This is a genomic window from Microbulbifer celer, from assembly GCF_020991125.1.
Lineage (GTDB): Bacteria > Pseudomonadota > Gammaproteobacteria > Pseudomonadales > Cellvibrionaceae > Microbulbifer > Microbulbifer celer.
In genome coordinates, this window is record NZ_CP087715.1 from 1458330 (window position 1) to 1473235 (window position 14906).

The window sequence follows — 14906 nt, forward strand, 5'->3', positions numbered from 1 at the left end:
ATGGTGCTGTATAAAGTGCGACGCCTTTTGGCGTCGCTTTTTATTAGGGCTAGTGGAACCACGGTCGTACTCGCTACTGCGATATATGTGTTGGGCAGCTATGTGTTCCTGGCCGCAGTGGGAGAATCGGACATCGTCGCGCCGGGTAATTTTATTTACTGGCTGGTAGTGACGGCCTCCACTGTGGGGTACGGGGATTTTTCTCCGGTGACACCCGCGGGTAAATGGGTGGTCAGTCTCTGGGTGATTCCCCTGGGGCTCAGTCTGTTCGCGATGATTGTTACTCGCGTTGGGTTCGGGGTTTCCGAGTTTGTACAGCGGGGTAAGAAAGGTTTACGCAATATGAGTCATGAAAACCATACGGTGATTGTGGGCTGGAACGGTTCCCGCACCTTGCGCCTGATTGAGTTGTTGCTGTCCAAAACCAATGGCGATGCTGCAGAGATTGTTCTCTGCGTGGAAGCCGATATCGAAAATCCGATGCCCAGACAGATCGATTTTGTGCGGGTGGAGTCTTTCTCCCACAAGGAAAGTATGCTGCGCGCAAGCCTGGATAAGGCGGCACGCATTATCATTGATAATCCACTGGATGACGTTACCCTTACCACGGCGCTGTTCTGCGAGCAAATGAGCCCTGACAGCCATAAAACGGCGTACTTCCAGGACGAAAGCGTTGGCGAATTGTTGCGCTCACACTGCCCGAAGATTGAATGCATCCCTTCGGTGGCGGTGGAGTTGCTGGCGAAGTCTTCGCTGGATCCGGGCTCTGCCCGGTTGCACCGCCAATTGCTCGACAGCACTTACGGTATGACGCAATACAGCGTAGAGTACCGGGGCGAAACGCCACTGCCGGTTGGTGCGCTGTTTGATCACTTCAAGCACAACCTGTCTGCGACGATGATTGGCGTGCGCCATAAAGGTGAGGAGAAAATCGCGATCAATCCGGGGCTGGATGAAAATGTTTCTACTGGCGATTCTTTGTATTACATTGCCGCGAAACGTTTACCGGAACAGCGCTGCTTTGATGTTCCAAGTTCCGGTAATGATAAAACCGACAGGGATAAGCTCGGCGAATGTTTGACAAACTGATCAATAAATTTAAAAAGCCCGAGGTCAAGCCACAGACCCCGGAAATCATCGGGCTGCGCCTGGGCGCCAGCTTTGAGATCGATCCTCTGGCCATCCGCCTGATATTGGATGAGCTGGCGATCGAGTCGTTTGAACCTACCCAGATCATCAAAGCCGCTGGTGTGGTGGACCTCGATGGCACCTGGGTATACCGCTTTTATACGGATGACGACGCCTGGTTGCAGGTTGTGGCCGAAGGTGGGCAGCGGGACGAGCATGTCGTCGATGTAAAGCTGTTCCATTTTTACGATACCCGGGACATCGCCAACGAAGCGGCGTGGAATACACTGTTGAAGCAGGAAATCGGGGCGGGTAGTTATACACTCGATGGCCGCGAATACACACGAGTATGGACAGCCGCCGGGGATTATCACAATCCGGTACATATGGCGGAAACCACCTACGAAGAGGGTGGTGACCACTCCAGTACGGATCAGTTCACCATGTTGTTCGAGCGCCCGCTCTCCGATCAGCGCACGGAATCCCTGTTCCTGTCTGCAGAAGAAAAGCTCGAGCCTGGGGGCTACCTCAGCCGCTGCCTGGTGCTCAGTACCGGTGTTACACTAACCCCATCACAAATTACGATTCACGGATAAATTACAAATCACGTTTAACACGTATAAAAAGGAGAAGTATCAATGGACCAGGCCTATAACCTTATGACTGGTATCCTGCATTTTGCTGCTTATTTTGGCCTGTCTCTGGCCTTGCTGATTGCATTCAAGTTTCTGTATACCCTGGTGACGCCCCACGACGAATGGAAACTGATCCGTGAAGATAAGAATACCGCGGCGGCCGTTGGTTTCGGCGGTGCGGTACTCGGCTTTGCTATTGCCCTGGGTGGCGCTGCCAGCAATTCCGTTTCCTTGGTGGATTTTGCCACCTGGGCGGCAATTGCCCTGATTGCCCAGCTTCTGGCCTTTGCCATTATTCGTTTCGTGTTTATGCCGCGTATTGTGAAGCGTATTGAAGACGGTGAGATCAGTGCCGGTGTGATGCTGGCGGCGACGACCATTTCTGTTGGCGTGCTGAACGCAGCCTGTATGTCCTACTGAGTTGGGGGTGGCATGAAACCGACAAAACGTACACGGTCCATCAATCTGGACCACATGCGCAAGAAGACTGCCCGCAATCTGGTATTGCGCCCGATTGCCCTGGGGGTGGTTGCGGCCCTGATGGGGTGTAGCTCCAAAGAAGAAGTGAAAGTGGTTGCCTCGGTGACCGAATGTGTCGATCAGACCGAGCTGGATCAGGAGCAGTGTGAGGCGGCGTATCAGCAGGCACTGCGGGAGGCCGAACGCACCGGGCCCAAGTACGATTCGCGCCAACTGTGTGAGGCGGAATTTGGTTCCTGCCGTGATTCCGGCAGTTTCTGGATGCCGCTGATGACCGGCTTTATGGTGGGGCAGATGCTGGACGGACGCGATCGTCACCACTACTACAATCCGGTTTACCGTTACTCCAACCCGTATTCCCGCCATTACGATCGCCTGATGACCGCCGATGGCGGTGTGGTGGGGCGTTCCGGACGAGCGAGTTACACCGTCCCCAAATCCGCCACCAAGCCGAAACCGGCGGTGTCCAGAACCGTTTCCCGCGGTGGCTTCGGCGCTGTTGCTTCGGCCAAGTCCAGCTGGGGTGGTGGACGTTCCGGGGGCTGGGGAGGCTGATCCTTGCTGCGTATGCCCATCAAACCGCGCCCGGACTGGAAAGACCGGGCGCGGGAATTCGGCTTCGGCTTTCATACCATGTATGGCGAACCCTACTGGGATGAATCTGCCTACTACCAGTTTTCCCTGCAACAGATAGAGCAGGACCTGGAAAACCCCACAGAAGAAATCCACCAGATGTGTCTGGAAGTGGTGGCGCAGGTCATCGCGGACGACGCACTGATGCGCCGCTTCTGTATTCCGGAAAAGCACTGGGACTTTGTGCGCGATTCCTGGAAAAACGGTGACCCCAGCCTGTATTCCCGTCTGGACTTCGCCTACACCGGCAGCGGTCCCGCCAAGCTGTATGAAAACAACGCGGACACCCCAACCAGCCTGTTTGAAACGGGGTTCTGGCAGTGGTTGTGGCTGGAGGACAATGTAGATCGCGGCGCATTGCCACGGCAGTCGGACCAGTTCAACAGCCTACAGGAGAAGCTGGTCAACCGCTTTCGCGACTTGCAGTTTCTCACTCCCGGCCGTGCGCTCCACTTTGCATGTTGTAAAGATACCGAGGAAGATCGCGGTACGGTGCAGTACCTGCAGGATTGTGCGCAGGAAGCGGGTATCGAAGAGTATTTTGTCTTCGTCGAGGATATTGGCCGCGATGCCAAAGGCCAGTTTACCGATCTGAAGGATCAGGTGATCACCTGGATGTTCAAGCTCTACCCGTGGGAGTTTATGTTCCGCGAAGAGTTTGGGGATTACCTCGGTGGCAACAATATCCGCTGGTTGGAACCGCCGTGGAAATCCATTCTCTCCAACAAGGCGCTGTTGCCCATGCTGTGGCGGCTGTTTCCGGAGCATCCGAATCTACTGCCGGCGTTTTTCGAAGACGAGCTGGATAGGGCAGGGGACTGCGATGCGCTGGTGAAAAAACCCATCTTCTCACGTGAAGGGGCCAATATCTCCATCGTGAAAAATGGTCAGCAGGAAATAGAATCGCTTTCTGACGGCCCGTACGGGGAAGAGGGTTTTGTCTATCAGGCCATGTACCCCTTACCGAAGTTCGGCGACAGCTACACCCTGGTGGGCAGCTGGCTGGTGGATGACGAGGCGGCTGGTATTTCCCTGCGGGAAGACAGTAGCTTGATCACCCTCGATTCCAGCCGTTATCTGCCGCATATCATTCTCTGATCGTTTCTGTTTCCCAGCAGTTTCCCCAGGGCGATCAGCTCGGTTACACCTGCCAGCCGAGCTGATCCATCAGTAACCGGAAGCTCCCCTGTAGTGGCGCTTCCAGTTTCAGTCGTTCTCCAGTCATCGGATGATCCAGCTCCAGTCTGGAAGCGTGGAGCAGCAGGCGCGCGCAGCCGAAATGTTCGGTGAAAAACCGGTTGTGCACTGACTTGCCATACTTCGGGCAGCCGATCAGCGGATGATGAATATGCTTGAAGTGGCGGCGGATCTGGTGGCGACGGCCGGTTTTCAGCTGGATCGACACCAGGGAATAGCGACTGGTGGGATATCGATCGACTTCAATTGGCAGTTCCACCGTCTCCAGGCGCTGAAACAGGGTGACGGCCTCCTGTCGCGGCAACTCACTTTTGGGGCGTTTGCGCTGATGCCTGAAATCACTCACCGGCGGTAGAGGATAATCAATGGTCCCCGATTCCGGGCAGTAGCCCCGGCATACCGCCAGGTATTGTTTGAGCGTATTGTCACTTTCCATTTGTGCCTGCACTCGGGCGGCGATCTCCCCACTCTTGCCAAACACGATGACACCGGAAGTGGGCTTGTCCAGGCGGTGAATGGGATACAGGTGGCAGCCTACCTGGTCCCGCAGGGTTTGCAGTAGAAAGCGTGTCTCATGGCGGTCGATGGAGGAACGGTGTACCAGCCAGCCCTCGGGCTTGTAGGCTGCGACCAACGCTTCGTCCTGATACAGGATTTGTGGTTGCGCCAGCGCTTGGCTCCCGGTCTCGTTCAGGGCCATTGTGGTAGTGCCTCTACGTACACCCAGCGCTTTTTGTATAGTTTGAACAGCGAGATTTCGTGCAACGCACGTTCGTGCTCACCGTCATTGAACCACGCCCGAAACTCCACAATGGATTTCTTCAGGCCCTGTTTGGCCTTCACCACTTCGAGGCGCTGCCAGTCAGTGGTCAGGTCCTCGGCACTGAGTTCCGGACAAGTGTCCGGGTGCCAGGTTTGACGCAGCCACGCGAGGTTGCTGGTGGTGAACGCCGTATATCGGCTGCGCATCAAAGCTTCGGCAGTATTGGGGTAGCTCTTTCCAGAAAGATAGAGGTCGCAGCACTGTGCGAATGGTTTGCTGGATCCACAGGGGCAGTTTTGGGGCATCGCAGGTCTCTGGTCGGTCGCTGTATTGCGGTTGGCGTGTATCTGGGGGCGGGATGATACCAGTATGCACCGCAGGCGGTCAGTGATAGGCAGACTGCTGGGTCTAGTATGGGGGAGCTTGATTGATAAAAGTATTAGTCAGGGCGCCAAGGAAAAATGCGCCAGCGGCTGCTAGTCTGAATTAGAGAGTTCATTGACCGAGCAGGTGGCGGCATGCACCGTTGGCATTTTTTCGGAGTCAGTGCGGTAACGTTGGTCGTCGGGGCTTTGCTTGCGACACCATCGGGCGCACAGGATGGGCAGGATTCAATCCAGATAGATGCTGGGGGGCAGAGTCCGTCTATCAGCTTCTGTCAGGAGCGCTTCTATGACGAGGATGACGGGCTGCTGCGTTGTAACTGGGCAGTCAACTTCAATTTTGCCTGTTTTATATCCTATCCTTCAGACAAGGTGATCCAGGCGGGGGCGAAGTTGTCAGACCCGGAAGTGGTCGGTGAGTGTGACAATGGCGAGAAGATTCTTAAATTGCGCCACTACTGATGCTCAGTTCGATAAACAGTGTAGCGCCGTTTTGTTCGATCCCTGGTTCACTCATTCTCAGGTGGAATAATACCGTCCGCCACCAATGTGGAAATTTTTGCCTGTAGCTGATCGTAGGTAAATGGCTTTTTGATACAGTCCAGAATACCTGCCTTCAGGATCTCCTGAACCTTGCTCTCTACGCTGTATCCAGATGACAGCATGGCCTTGATGTCCGGGTTGATACGCTTCAGCTCCGCAAACAGTTGTTGTCCATCCATTTGCGGCATGATCATATCCAGCAAGACCAGATCGATTTTGTGGCTGTTTTTCCGGTAATGCTCTATAGCTTCCTGCGGGGAGGCAAAGGTATCGACGGTGTGACCGTGCATTTCGAAAAGCGTCTTGGAATAACTGCGTACGATGGCCTCATCATCTACCACCATCATGTGAATGCTTCTTTCTGTCGCTTTGACTTTGGAAACTTTGGACAATTCTTTACTGCAGTCTTTGATGATGGGGAGGTAGAGGTCAAAGCTGCTGCCTTTGCCGAATTCTGAGCGACACTGAATGGCCCCCTTGTGTAAATGCGTGGTGCCGTAAACCGCGGCGAGCCCGAGACCAGCGCCGCGCCCACTGGCCTTGGTAGTAAAGAAGGGCTCGAAAATTCTCTGGCGTACTTCCTCCGACATACCCGTGCCGCTGTCACTGACGTTGATCTGTAGATACTTGCCTGCTTCCAGCTGAAAGTCAGAAATAGAAATGGGTCTGTCTACGGTGACATCACTGGTGCTGAAAACCAGCGTGCCGCCTGCCGGCATTGCGTCTTTGGCATTGATGCCCAGATTGAGCAGCGCACTCTGCAATTGAGCACTGTCACCTTTCACATGTGGCCGCTCGGCATTCAGTTGTTGTTGAACCTGTATTTTCCGGTCGATGGTGCGCTCCAACATGGCGCATACGTCGCGAATGATATCGTGGGTGTTACAGTCGCTCAGGTGGTAGGAACCCTTGCGGGCGAAGGTCAGTAGCTGTTTGGTGAGTTCAGTGGCGTGCTGCGCGGTTGTCAGGATCTGCTTTGAGTACTCGGCAGTTTTGGAATCGCATGTGGTCTGGTGAATGATTTCAGCGAAGCCGGCGATACCGTGAATCATGTTGTTGAAATCGTGCGCGATACCGCCGGCCAATTCACCAATTGCCTGCATTTTCTGCGCCTGTCGCAGTTCCTCTTCGAGCAGTCGCTGTTTGGTGATGTCACTGCCGATACTGAGCACACCGATAGCGTCGCCGTCATCATTTCGCAGCAGCTTGTTGGTCCATGCGACCCAGACTCTTTTTCCGCATTTGGTGACGTTTTCGTTGACGTTGTATCGATGCTCATCCGGGTGGTTGCAGATATGATCCATCAGTGGGCGAAGGTCACGGCCGGTGCTTTCACTTTCTGGTACGATCGTTCCGACTACATGTTGGCCAATGATCTCGTGTTCACTGTACCCGAAGAAGCGCTGTGCGTACTCATTGAAAAAGGTAACGATGCCGTTCTTGTTCCAGCGGAGAATGATGGAATTGGCATGTTCAACCAGCTCCCGGTAGCGTTCTTCACTTTTCCGAAGCGCCTCATAGACCAGGTGAGAGTTGGGCTCCGATAGGTCCCGGTAAGTGGATTTTAAGCGTACCTTTTCCTTGTCTTCTTCCATTCCGTCAGTCCCGACCCTTGGTGTGAAAGGATTGCAACATGCTGTAGCAAGCATGTCTACATGAAGCCGCGTGTTGTGCAAAGTTGTACGTATGATTGTAGCTTTCGGTGTTATCGCATCCCGTAGACGGTGCTAGCATTAAAGGTCTGTTGTACTTGCCAGAATAATAAGGGGGACAGGGTGATACAAAGCAGGACTAATTTACGCACGCCCAGAGTGCAGCTCAGCACCGGGTTGAAACGCTACTGTAGCGCGTGGGCGTTCACGGTATTGGGCGTGTTGCTGACCGGATGTGGTGGCGACGATAGCAAAAGCGCAGATGATACCCGGGGCTTTGCCCGTCAGAGTGCTTTTCCGTCGACCTATGAAGTTAAAGAGACCAAACCGGTATTGATCCAGAGCGCCACCATCCTGACCGGGACCGGTGAGAGGCTGGAAGACACGGATCTGCTGTTGAAAGACGGCAAGATCGCTCGCTTGGGTAAAGATCTCAAAGCTTCGGAGGACACTCTGGTCGTAGTGGCGGAAGGAAAGTGGGTGACCCCTGGCATCATTGATGTGCACTCGCACCTGGGGGATTACCCCGCGCCCGCCATCGAATCTTCCCAGGACGGTAATGAAATGACGGCTCCCAACACCGCACAGGTGTGGGCCGAGCACTCTGTGTGGACCCAGGATCCCCAGTTCTCTCTGGCCCTGGCTGGCGGGGTCACTACACTGCAGATCCTGCCGGGTTCCGCCAACCTGTTTGGGGGCCGCGGCGTGACGTTGAAGAACGTCCCCGGCCGACGGGTTCAGGACATGAAGTTTCCGGGCGCGCCTTATGGCTTGAAGATGGCCTGCGGCGAAAACCCCAAGCGGGTATACGGCGGCAAGGGCCAGCTTCCTTCTACGCGCATGGGAAATGTGGCCGGGTATCGCGAGGCATGGATTGCTGCCGCTGCCTATAAGAAGAAGTGGGAGGAATACCGGGAAAATGGTGGCGATGCACCCGAACGGGATCTGCAGCTGGAAACTCTGGCCGGCGTCCTGAGCGGTGAAATCCTGGTGCACAACCATTGTTATCGCGGTGAGGAAATGGCGATCATGATGGATGTTGCCAGCGAATTTGATTTTCAGATCTCCACCTTCCATCACGCGGTTGAGGCTTACAAGGTTGCGGATCTGCTGGCAGAAAATAACGTCTGTGCGGCCATGTGGGCGGACTGGTGGGGGTTCAAGCATGAGGCCTTCGATATGACCGAGGCCAATATTGCCATCGTTGACCAGGCTGGTGCCTGCGCCATGATCCATTCCGATTCCGCCATTGGTATCCAGCACCTGAACGAGGAGACTGCCAAGGCTATGGCCGCAGGTCGTCGGGCCGGATTCGATATCCAGCCCGAACACGCGGTGCAGTGGATGACCCTGAATCCGGCTAAGGCACTGGGCATCGAAGAAATGACCGGAACACTAGAGAAAGGCAAGATGGGGGATGTTGTGGTCTGGTCCGGCGATCCCTTCAGCGTTTATAGCAAAGCGGAAAAAGTCTTTATCGACGGCGAGCTGATGTTCGACCGTGACGATCCTTCCCGCCAGCCCCGCAGCGATTTTGAACTGGGAATTCTTGATGCAGAAGGAGAGCGGCTGTGATTTTGATCAATCGTAAATCGGATAACCAGCTGCGCGCCCTGGTGCAGTGTTCGCGTCTGCTCCTGCAGCGCCTGAGCACCGCCTTTGTCCTTGGCCTGATGATGACCACTTCGGCCGCCGCCGAAACCGTTTTGATCAAAGGCGGTAAGGTAATGACACTGGGGGAGGCGGGTACTCTGGCGCGGGCGGACATTCTGGTGCGCGATGACCGGATCGTGAACGTTGCAGCGGATCTGTCTGACAGCCCTGTAGATCGAACAATCGATGCCAGTGGAAAGTTGGTAACGCCCGGGCTCTGGGCGCCAATCACCGAACTCGGGTTGATCGAAATCGGCGCCGCGGCTTCTACCAACGATGCAGCGGTAATGGACGAGCATATCGGAGCCGCATTTGATCCCGTACCGGCATTCAATCCGCGCTCCACCCTGATTCCGTTCAATCGTGCCGGTGGGATCACCCGCGCCATTGTGATGCCCGCCAGTGAGGATAAGATCTTTGCCGGTAAAGGGTTTGCGATCAACCTGTCCGGTAGTTTCGACAGTGTGGTAAAACCGTCGTTGGCGCAGCGTATTTACCTGGGGGAGTACGGTGCCGAACTTGCCGGTGGAAGCCGGGCCAATGCCTATGCACAGGTGAAGGCGGCGCTCACTCAGGCTCGTGAGTATGCAGATAACAAGGCGGCGATTCGGCGCGGTGATTGGCGAACATTGGACTATTCACTGGAAGACCTGGCGGCACTGCAACCGATAATTTCTGGCGAGCAACCGGTATTGATCCGTGCGGACAGAGCCAGCGATATTCTGCAGGTGCTTGAACTCGCCGACACATTCCGTTTGAACGTGATTATCGAAGGTGCCGCGGAGGGCTGGATGGTGGCGGAACAACTGGCCGCGGCCGGTGTTCCCGTCGTGCTGGACCCGTTGCGGAACAGTCCCGACGCATTCGAGCGGCTTGGCGCCCGCCTCGAAAACCCGGCATTACTACAAAAAGCCGGTGTTACGATATTGATCGGCAGCCCCGGCTACGCCGGTACGCACAATAGCTATCTCTCTCGTCAGGGGGCGGGAAATGCTGTGGCCTACGGGCTGCCCTATGATGAGGCGCTAAAGGCTGTGTCGGTCAATATTGCGCGCGCTTTCGGGTTCGATGGTGGTGTGATCGCGCCGGGTGCGGTGGCTGATATCGTGATCTGGAGCGGCGACCCGCTGGAAGTTACTTCCCATCCGGAAGTGGTGCTGATTGATGGGGCAACGCAATCGCTGGTTACCCGCTCCACACGATTGAGAGACCGCTATCTGCATCCGAAACCTGGACACGAACACGGGTACAGTTATTGAGCGCCTGAGTGGGCCATGCGCATGTTGCAGCATTTTACGCACGGCCCACCAGGCAATATAAATTCAGAAGTAAACCGTTGAAGGAATGATGATGTTGGCAATAAAAGTGACCGCGTTGTATGCGGGAATCTGCGCACTATTGGTGATCGCGCTGGCCTACCGGGTGGTGGCTTTTCGGCGTGGAGAAAAGGTGGGTCTCGGTAGTGGCGGGCACCACATGGGGCAGGTGGCGGTCCGGGCCCACGCCAATGCCATTGAATATGTGCCGCTCGCACTCATCCTGATGATGATTGCGGAAATCAACGGGCTAAGCGCTGTCTGGTTACACTGCCTTGGTGCAACGTTTGTGCTGGCCCGCCTGATGCACGCGGTCGGCCTGGTGTCGGGGAAAGGTGGGTATCATCCGGGGCGTTTTGGCGGCACTGCGCTGAGTTGGCTGGTTATTTTGATTCTTGCGGTGATCAATATTGTTTCGGCACTCTAAGTTTCGACCCTATAAAAAGGCCGAAACAAAAAAAGCCCGGTGAACCGGGCAGAGTACAGGGATGGAATCTTAGGTGGGTCAATCTTCTATTGGAGAGAAATCGTGACCCACCTGATATCACTGCGAATTACTGGTTCGCAGCGAGTGGGGTAACCTGGTCATCCTCACTTTCTGGAGCGGCTTCTTCTGATGCCTTGCTCGCCGGAGTGTCATTTTCTTCGTCGCTCTCCAGCAGAACGTCTGGCTTGCCTTTGCAGGCCTTGGCCAGCGCGTCGCGGCGCTTGGCCAGCATCAAACCGATATTTTCGCTGGCTTCTTCAGAGACACCTTCAACATGCCGCTCAATCAGGGCGGTAATATTGGCGGCCAGCTCCAGCATCTTGTCGTGTTCTTCAGCGTCTTTCTTGTTATCGAACATGGCTCCGTCTCTGTCGCATTTCCAAACGGCTACTACCGCCATAACGGCCTCCTGTATCTACGAGTACTATGTGTACCGCTTATTGCTTGGTTGTTGTGTTTAGTGGTTTTTTGTATGTATGAATATACAGTACTGGTAAGCGTGTTCGCTGTCAACGAGCACTGATCAATTGCGTACCGCCGGGTGCGCATCTCAAGGCGCCCAACTTACAGGCTCCACAGCAGGCGCAGGGCGAGGCCGATCAGCAGTACACCGAATATCCGCTGCAGCCAGGGGCGCCAGGAGCCGGTAGTGAGTCCACGCCGGCTACCGTAGATCACCACCAGGGCCACGATGAGATACCAGGCGGTGTCGATGGTGGCTGCCAGCACAGCCATGGAGATCTTGGTGGCCAGGGCCTGCTCATTGGAGACAAACTGACTGAACAGGGCACCAAAGAAAAGCGCGACCTTGGGATTGAAAAAGGCAATGCCGAAGCCCTGCAGCGCCGCTTTGCCGACGCTCAAGGAGGCTGTCGAGGCTTGTTTTGATTGGGACTCTCCCGGCTGGGGGGCACCGGCGTGTCGCAAGGCCTGAACCCCCAGATAGGCGAGAAACAGCGCGCCGGCCCACTGCAGACCGTTGAAGAGCATCGGTGTCTGGGTGATCACGACGGCGAGGCCAAGGGCGGTCAGTAGGGCATAGATCCCGATGCCCAGGCCATGGGCGATGGCACTGGCCAGCCCCTGATAGAGCCCCGCGCTGGCGCTGCGCAGGACGATCAGCAGGCTGGGGCCCGGTGTCATGGCGCCCAGAGCGCAGATGCCGGCCAGTGACAGCCACTCAATCCAATACATTGTTTACTGCTCTTGTAATGCTATTGCTCAAAAACCGCCGCCGTTGTCCAGCCACTCCTGCTCCTCGCCACTGCTGTCGCGTGCCAGAGCCGCGTTGCGGTGAGGAAAGCGGCCGAAGCGCTCGATGACATCGCGGTGGGAAACGGCGAAGCCGTAGTAACTGCGCGCGCGCTTGGCGTCGGCAGATGATACCCCCTGGTCCTCGCTGAAGTCCTGTTGCAGCTGGCTGAAATAGGTGACGGACTGTGCCTGTACCTCTGGCAGCTCCGAGTGCTCCAGCGGCATGCCGAGAAAAGCCCGTTGATCGAGACCGAAGCCGGTCTGCAGGTTGTCGCGGATCATCGCCTGACTGGTCGACAGGGCGAGTGGGTCTCCGGCGAAGGCGCGCTCGCTGCCGCGATATATATTGCGGGTGAATTGGTCACACACGAGGATCAGCGCCAACTGCTCTGCTGGAGATTGTTGCCAGTGATCGAGGCCACCCGCCAGGGCGATGTCTACCGTGTGGCCAAACCGGGTGCGGATTTCCTCGTCGAAACCGTCTCCACCATTGAACCAGCGGCCAATCTGCTGAGGGGAAGAGGCGTGGTCGGGACTGTGACCACCAAACCAGAAGGTCAGTACCGCATCGGGTGTTGCGACTTGAGACATATCCGCTCCTTGCTGTCGTCGGCCACAGGGTGTTGAGTGTTGGGCCGTCGATAAATTCTTATTCGGGTTGCATCCATTTAGGCTTCCCGTGTCGTCCATCTGGGAAAGGGAAGCAGGAAAGAGCCTACCTGTCGGGCGCTCCCGATGCGAATTTCCTGATGATTTTCCTGAAGCATGTGATCAAAAAAGGTACAATCGAGTGGAGACCTGTACCGGGACTGCTTGATCTGAACGAGATAATACCAATGACACTGAGCGAACCCATGACTCTAATCACAAACCGTTTTGCCGCGCTGGTACTGGCGGCGATGGTGGCGGCGGGAAGCTGGGCCCCCGCCTGGGCACAGGACGGTGGCAACGAGCCGGAAGCGCCAAGCACTCCCGCAGTGCCGGCGCCGCCCCCGGCATCCAAAGTGGATGGAACCAGCAAACAGGTACGGATTCTGCGTCAGGATGATGGCTCGCTGCGTATCATCGCGCGCGGCGAAGGCGGTGAGAATGCGGATATCCAGGTTGACCTGGGCGAGGAGTTCGGCGGTGCGGTAACCCGCCGGATCTACGAGAAGCTCGAGGAAAAGGGCATTCTCGATGAACAGGGCCTAGTGGTGGAAGAAGCCATGGATTCTGCACTGGAGTCGGTACCGCGCAATATCGACATCGGAATCTCGGCGGAGATGGAAAGAGCTCACCGGATTGCGGAGAACCACCGCCGCGCACACGAGCACGAAATAGAGCAGAGCGTCCGCAATAACGATAGTGACGAGATCAGTGAGCTGAATGTCGCCATCGTTGCGATCCTGGCGGTGTTCATGACCCCGGTGCTGATCGTGTGGCTGGTGACCCGCAACAGCTACCGCAAGAAGCAGCTGATGATGGAGAACATCAATCGCCTGGTAGCGGAAGGCCGCGATATCCCGCAGGAGCTGCTGGATGCTATGGATGAGACGAGTCCGGCCAAGACCAAGGATCGTGGTTTTACCCTGATTGCGGTAGGTGCCGCAGTATTTATCTGGCTGAGCGCCAGCGCCGGGATTGGTGTTGGCAGTCTTGGCCTGATCCCGCTGTTCATCGGTGTGGCGCGTTATATCAACTGGAAGCTCGACAACCAGCAAGTCAACCCGACCGTCTAGGGATCGCCCATCATGAACCTCACTGACGAGGAACTGATCCGGCGAGTGGTCGAGGACGGGGACCAGCGGGCGTACGCCCAGCTGGTTCGCAGCTATCAGTCGCAACTGCGCTATTCGTTACGGCAGTTGTGCGACGGGGACCAGGGGCTGGCCGACGATATGGCCCAGGAAGCCTTTATCAAGGCTTACAAGGCATTGCCTGCGTTTCGCGGTGATGCGCGGTTCAGTACCTGGCTGTATCGGATCGCCTACAATCTCGTAATGAGCCACAAGCGCAAGAATGCGCCGGATGTGGATCAGGAGGCGGTAGACCGCGCCCAGTCGCAGGAATCAGTAGAAGAATCACAACAATTGGGGATGGCCAGAGATCTGAACTCTGCCATGGGGGAGCTGAGCGAAGCCCAGAGACAGGCGGTGCACCTCTGTATGCAACGAGGCTTTTCACACGAGGAAGCTGCCAGCATTATGAAGTTGCCGCTGGGCACGGTAAAATCCCACGTTAACCGCGCACGGGCAAAATTGCAGTCATTGCTGCAGGCCTGGCGGGAGGAGGTAGTCAGTGGCTAATTCCAGGACTTTTGGTACAGAAGTGACCGGTACAGAATCAGGCATGGTTGGTAAAGACGGAATGGTGGATATGCCCAGTGGAGCCGGCGACGAGCCGGATTTCGATACCTGGCTTTCGCAGCAGCTGCAATTCAACGAGCCACATCTGGATAATGACGGGTTCTGTGAGCAGGTAATGGCGGCGCTGCCTGCAGTGCCGGCCAGGCGCGCTCAGCGTCGCGCGAGCCGTTTCCAGTATGGGGCGGTGATTGCCGCTTCCGCGATTGTGTGTTGGCAGTTCCCTCTGGAATCTGTCTTGGCCCAGTTGGCGCAACAGAGCATCAGCCTGTACAGCCTGCTGGGGGTTGGTGCCTTGGCCTCATTGGTGGCGATGACCGGCGGGATTGTCGCTGCGCGCCGCTGATCAGGAGGGGGTTCTGCCTTCTACAGACAATCTTTAGACAACCTTTCACAAAAAAATGGCCGACTATTGTCGGCCATTTTTATTTGAACCC

18 protein-coding genes are annotated in these 14906 nt (G+C 56.1%); 12 read left to right on the plus strand and 6 right to left on the minus strand.

The window, feature by feature from the left end; genetic code table 11:
* The 5 genes from LPW13_RS06090 to LPW13_RS06110 are packed head-to-tail and all read left to right on the plus strand — an operon-like array spanning position 1 to position 3974.
* Positions 1–1089, plus strand: a complete 1089-nt coding sequence (locus tag LPW13_RS06090; protein WP_268932679.1) for a potassium channel protein — start codon at positions 1–3, stop codon at positions 1087–1089.
* The gene (locus LPW13_RS06095) at positions 1074–1724 is read left to right on the plus strand and encodes a YjfK family protein (protein WP_230438544.1); all 651 of its coding nucleotides are present in this window, start codon (positions 1074–1076) and stop codon (positions 1722–1724) included. The genes LPW13_RS06090 and LPW13_RS06095 overlap by 16 nt, the downstream gene beginning before the upstream one ends.
* A 42-nt stretch (positions 1725–1766) precedes the next feature.
* Positions 1767–2183 (plus strand): DUF350 domain-containing protein, encoded by a 417-nt coding sequence (locus tag LPW13_RS06100; RefSeq protein WP_230438546.1) that lies wholly within the window; start codon positions 1767–1769, stop codon positions 2181–2183.
* 12 nt (positions 2184–2195) lie between these two features.
* Positions 2196–2798: a DUF1190 domain-containing protein gene (locus LPW13_RS06105; protein ID WP_230438547.1), complete on the plus strand. Its 603-nt coding sequence runs from the start codon at positions 2196–2198 to the stop codon at positions 2796–2798.
* 12 nt (positions 2799–2810) lie between these two features.
* Positions 2811–3974: a glutathionylspermidine synthase family protein gene (locus LPW13_RS06110; protein ID WP_230439156.1), complete on the plus strand. Its 1164-nt coding sequence runs from the start codon at positions 2811–2813 to the stop codon at positions 3972–3974.
* A 43-nt stretch (positions 3975–4017) separates the two neighbouring features.
* On the opposite strand, the gene LPW13_RS06115 is transcribed toward LPW13_RS06110, so the two are convergent.
* Together LPW13_RS06115 and LPW13_RS06120 are read right to left on the minus strand one after the other, a co-directional pair.
* Entirely contained in the window at positions 4018–4773 is a 756-nt protein-coding gene (locus LPW13_RS06115) for a pseudouridine synthase (protein ID WP_230438549.1), read from the minus strand.
* Complete coding sequence (locus LPW13_RS06120; protein ID WP_268932680.1) at positions 4764–5141, minus strand: YchJ family protein; 378 nt, start codon at positions 5139–5141, stop codon at positions 4764–4766. Before LPW13_RS06120 ends, LPW13_RS06115 begins: the two co-directional genes overlap by 10 nt.
* A gap of 213 nt (positions 5142–5354) precedes the next feature.
* On the opposite strand from LPW13_RS06120, the gene LPW13_RS06125 reads away from it, so the two are divergent.
* Positions 5355–5681 carry a hypothetical protein gene (locus tag LPW13_RS06125; RefSeq protein WP_230438552.1) on the plus strand — a complete coding sequence of 109 codons (327 nt, stop codon included), beginning with the start codon at positions 5355–5357 and terminating at the stop codon, positions 5679–5681.
* A 47-nt stretch (positions 5682–5728) separates the two neighbouring features.
* Here the strand turns inward: LPW13_RS06125 and LPW13_RS06130 are convergent, their stop codons facing one another.
* Entirely contained in the window at positions 5729–7357 is a 1629-nt protein-coding gene (locus LPW13_RS06130) for a hybrid sensor histidine kinase/response regulator (RefSeq protein ID WP_230438554.1), read from the minus strand.
* Between the two features lie 216 nt (positions 7358–7573).
* On the opposite strand from LPW13_RS06130, the gene LPW13_RS06135 reads away from it, so the two are divergent.
* From LPW13_RS06135 to LPW13_RS06145, 3 genes are all read left to right on the plus strand, one after another.
* Positions 7574–8989 (plus strand): amidohydrolase, encoded by a 1416-nt coding sequence (locus LPW13_RS06135; protein ID WP_230438555.1) that lies wholly within the window; start codon positions 7574–7576, stop codon positions 8987–8989.
* Positions 8986–10326 (plus strand): amidohydrolase family protein, encoded by a 1341-nt coding sequence (locus LPW13_RS06140; RefSeq protein ID WP_230438557.1) that lies wholly within the window; start codon positions 8986–8988, stop codon positions 10324–10326. Before LPW13_RS06135 ends, LPW13_RS06140 begins: the two co-directional genes overlap by 4 nt.
* Before the next feature lie 91 nt (positions 10327–10417).
* Positions 10418–10810: an MAPEG family protein gene (locus LPW13_RS06145; protein WP_230438558.1), complete on the plus strand. Its 393-nt coding sequence runs from the start codon at positions 10418–10420 to the stop codon at positions 10808–10810.
* Between the two features lie 127 nt (positions 10811–10937).
* Here the strand turns inward: LPW13_RS06145 and LPW13_RS06150 are convergent, their stop codons facing one another.
* The 3 genes from LPW13_RS06150 to LPW13_RS06160 form a co-directional block, all read right to left on the minus strand.
* Positions 10938–11270, minus strand: coding sequence for a YebG family protein (locus LPW13_RS06150; protein WP_230438560.1), 333 nt, complete (start codon positions 11268–11270; stop codon positions 10938–10940).
* A 164-nt stretch (positions 11271–11434) separates the two neighbouring features.
* Positions 11435–12064 carry a LysE family translocator gene (locus tag LPW13_RS06155; RefSeq protein ID WP_230438562.1) on the minus strand — a complete coding sequence of 210 codons (630 nt, stop codon included), beginning with the start codon at positions 12062–12064 and terminating at the stop codon, positions 11435–11437.
* 27 nt (positions 12065–12091) lie between these two features.
* Complete coding sequence (locus LPW13_RS06160) at positions 12092–12715, minus strand: DUF924 family protein (RefSeq protein WP_230438563.1); 624 nt, start codon at positions 12713–12715, stop codon at positions 12092–12094.
* Positions 12716–12978: 263 nt separating this feature from the next.
* On the opposite strand from LPW13_RS06160, the gene LPW13_RS06165 reads away from it, so the two are divergent.
* The 3 genes from LPW13_RS06165 to LPW13_RS06175 are packed head-to-tail and all read left to right on the plus strand — an operon-like array spanning position 12979 to position 14815.
* The gene (locus LPW13_RS06165; RefSeq protein WP_230438565.1) at positions 12979–13845 is read left to right on the plus strand and encodes a DUF6249 domain-containing protein; all 867 of its coding nucleotides are present in this window, start codon (positions 12979–12981) and stop codon (positions 13843–13845) included.
* Positions 13846–13857: 12 nt separating this feature from the next.
* The gene (locus LPW13_RS06170; protein WP_230438567.1) at positions 13858–14412 is read left to right on the plus strand and encodes a sigma-70 family RNA polymerase sigma factor; all 555 of its coding nucleotides are present in this window, start codon (positions 13858–13860) and stop codon (positions 14410–14412) included.
* The gene (locus LPW13_RS06175; RefSeq protein ID WP_230438569.1) at positions 14405–14815 is read left to right on the plus strand and encodes a hypothetical protein; all 411 of its coding nucleotides are present in this window, start codon (positions 14405–14407) and stop codon (positions 14813–14815) included. Before LPW13_RS06170 ends, LPW13_RS06175 begins: the two co-directional genes overlap by 8 nt.
* Positions 14816–14906: the final 91 nt, after the last annotated feature.

Coding starts and splice junctions, on each gene's coding strand:
- LPW13_RS06125 (WP_230438552.1), top strand. CDS start 5,355: ATGCACCGTTGGCATTTTTTCGGAGTCAGTGCGGTAACGTTGGTCGTC.
- LPW13_RS06115 (WP_230438549.1), bottom strand. CDS start 4,773: ATGGCCCTGAACGAGACCGGGAGCCAAGCGCTGGCGCAACCACAAATC.
- LPW13_RS06160 (WP_230438563.1), bottom strand. CDS start 12,715: ATGTCTCAAGTCGCAACACCCGATGCGGTACTGACCTTCTGGTTTGGT.
- LPW13_RS06095 (WP_230438544.1), top strand. CDS start 1,074: ATGTTTGACAAACTGATCAATAAATTTAAAAAGCCCGAGGTCAAGCCA.
- LPW13_RS06170 (WP_230438567.1), top strand. CDS start 13,858: ATGAACCTCACTGACGAGGAACTGATCCGGCGAGTGGTCGAGGACGGG.
- LPW13_RS06130 (WP_230438554.1), bottom strand. CDS start 7,357: ATGGAAGAAGACAAGGAAAAGGTACGCTTAAAATCCACTTACCGGGAC.
- LPW13_RS06100 (WP_230438546.1), top strand. CDS start 1,767: ATGGACCAGGCCTATAACCTTATGACTGGTATCCTGCATTTTGCTGCT.
- LPW13_RS06090 (WP_268932679.1), top strand. CDS start 1: ATGGTGCTGTATAAAGTGCGACGCCTTTTGGCGTCGCTTTTTATTAGG.
- LPW13_RS06145 (WP_230438558.1), top strand. CDS start 10,418: ATGTTGGCAATAAAAGTGACCGCGTTGTATGCGGGAATCTGCGCACTA.
- LPW13_RS06110 (WP_230439156.1), top strand. CDS start 2,811: ATGCCCATCAAACCGCGCCCGGACTGGAAAGACCGGGCGCGGGAATTC.
- LPW13_RS06120 (WP_268932680.1), bottom strand. CDS start 5,141: ATGCCCCAAAACTGCCCCTGTGGATCCAGCAAACCATTCGCACAGTGC.
- LPW13_RS06105 (WP_230438547.1), top strand. CDS start 2,196: ATGAAACCGACAAAACGTACACGGTCCATCAATCTGGACCACATGCGC.
- LPW13_RS06150 (WP_230438560.1), bottom strand. CDS start 11,270: ATGGCGGTAGTAGCCGTTTGGAAATGCGACAGAGACGGAGCCATGTTC.
- LPW13_RS06165 (WP_230438565.1), top strand. CDS start 12,979: ATGACTCTAATCACAAACCGTTTTGCCGCGCTGGTACTGGCGGCGATG.
- LPW13_RS06155 (WP_230438562.1), bottom strand. CDS start 12,064: ATGTATTGGATTGAGTGGCTGTCACTGGCCGGCATCTGCGCTCTGGGC.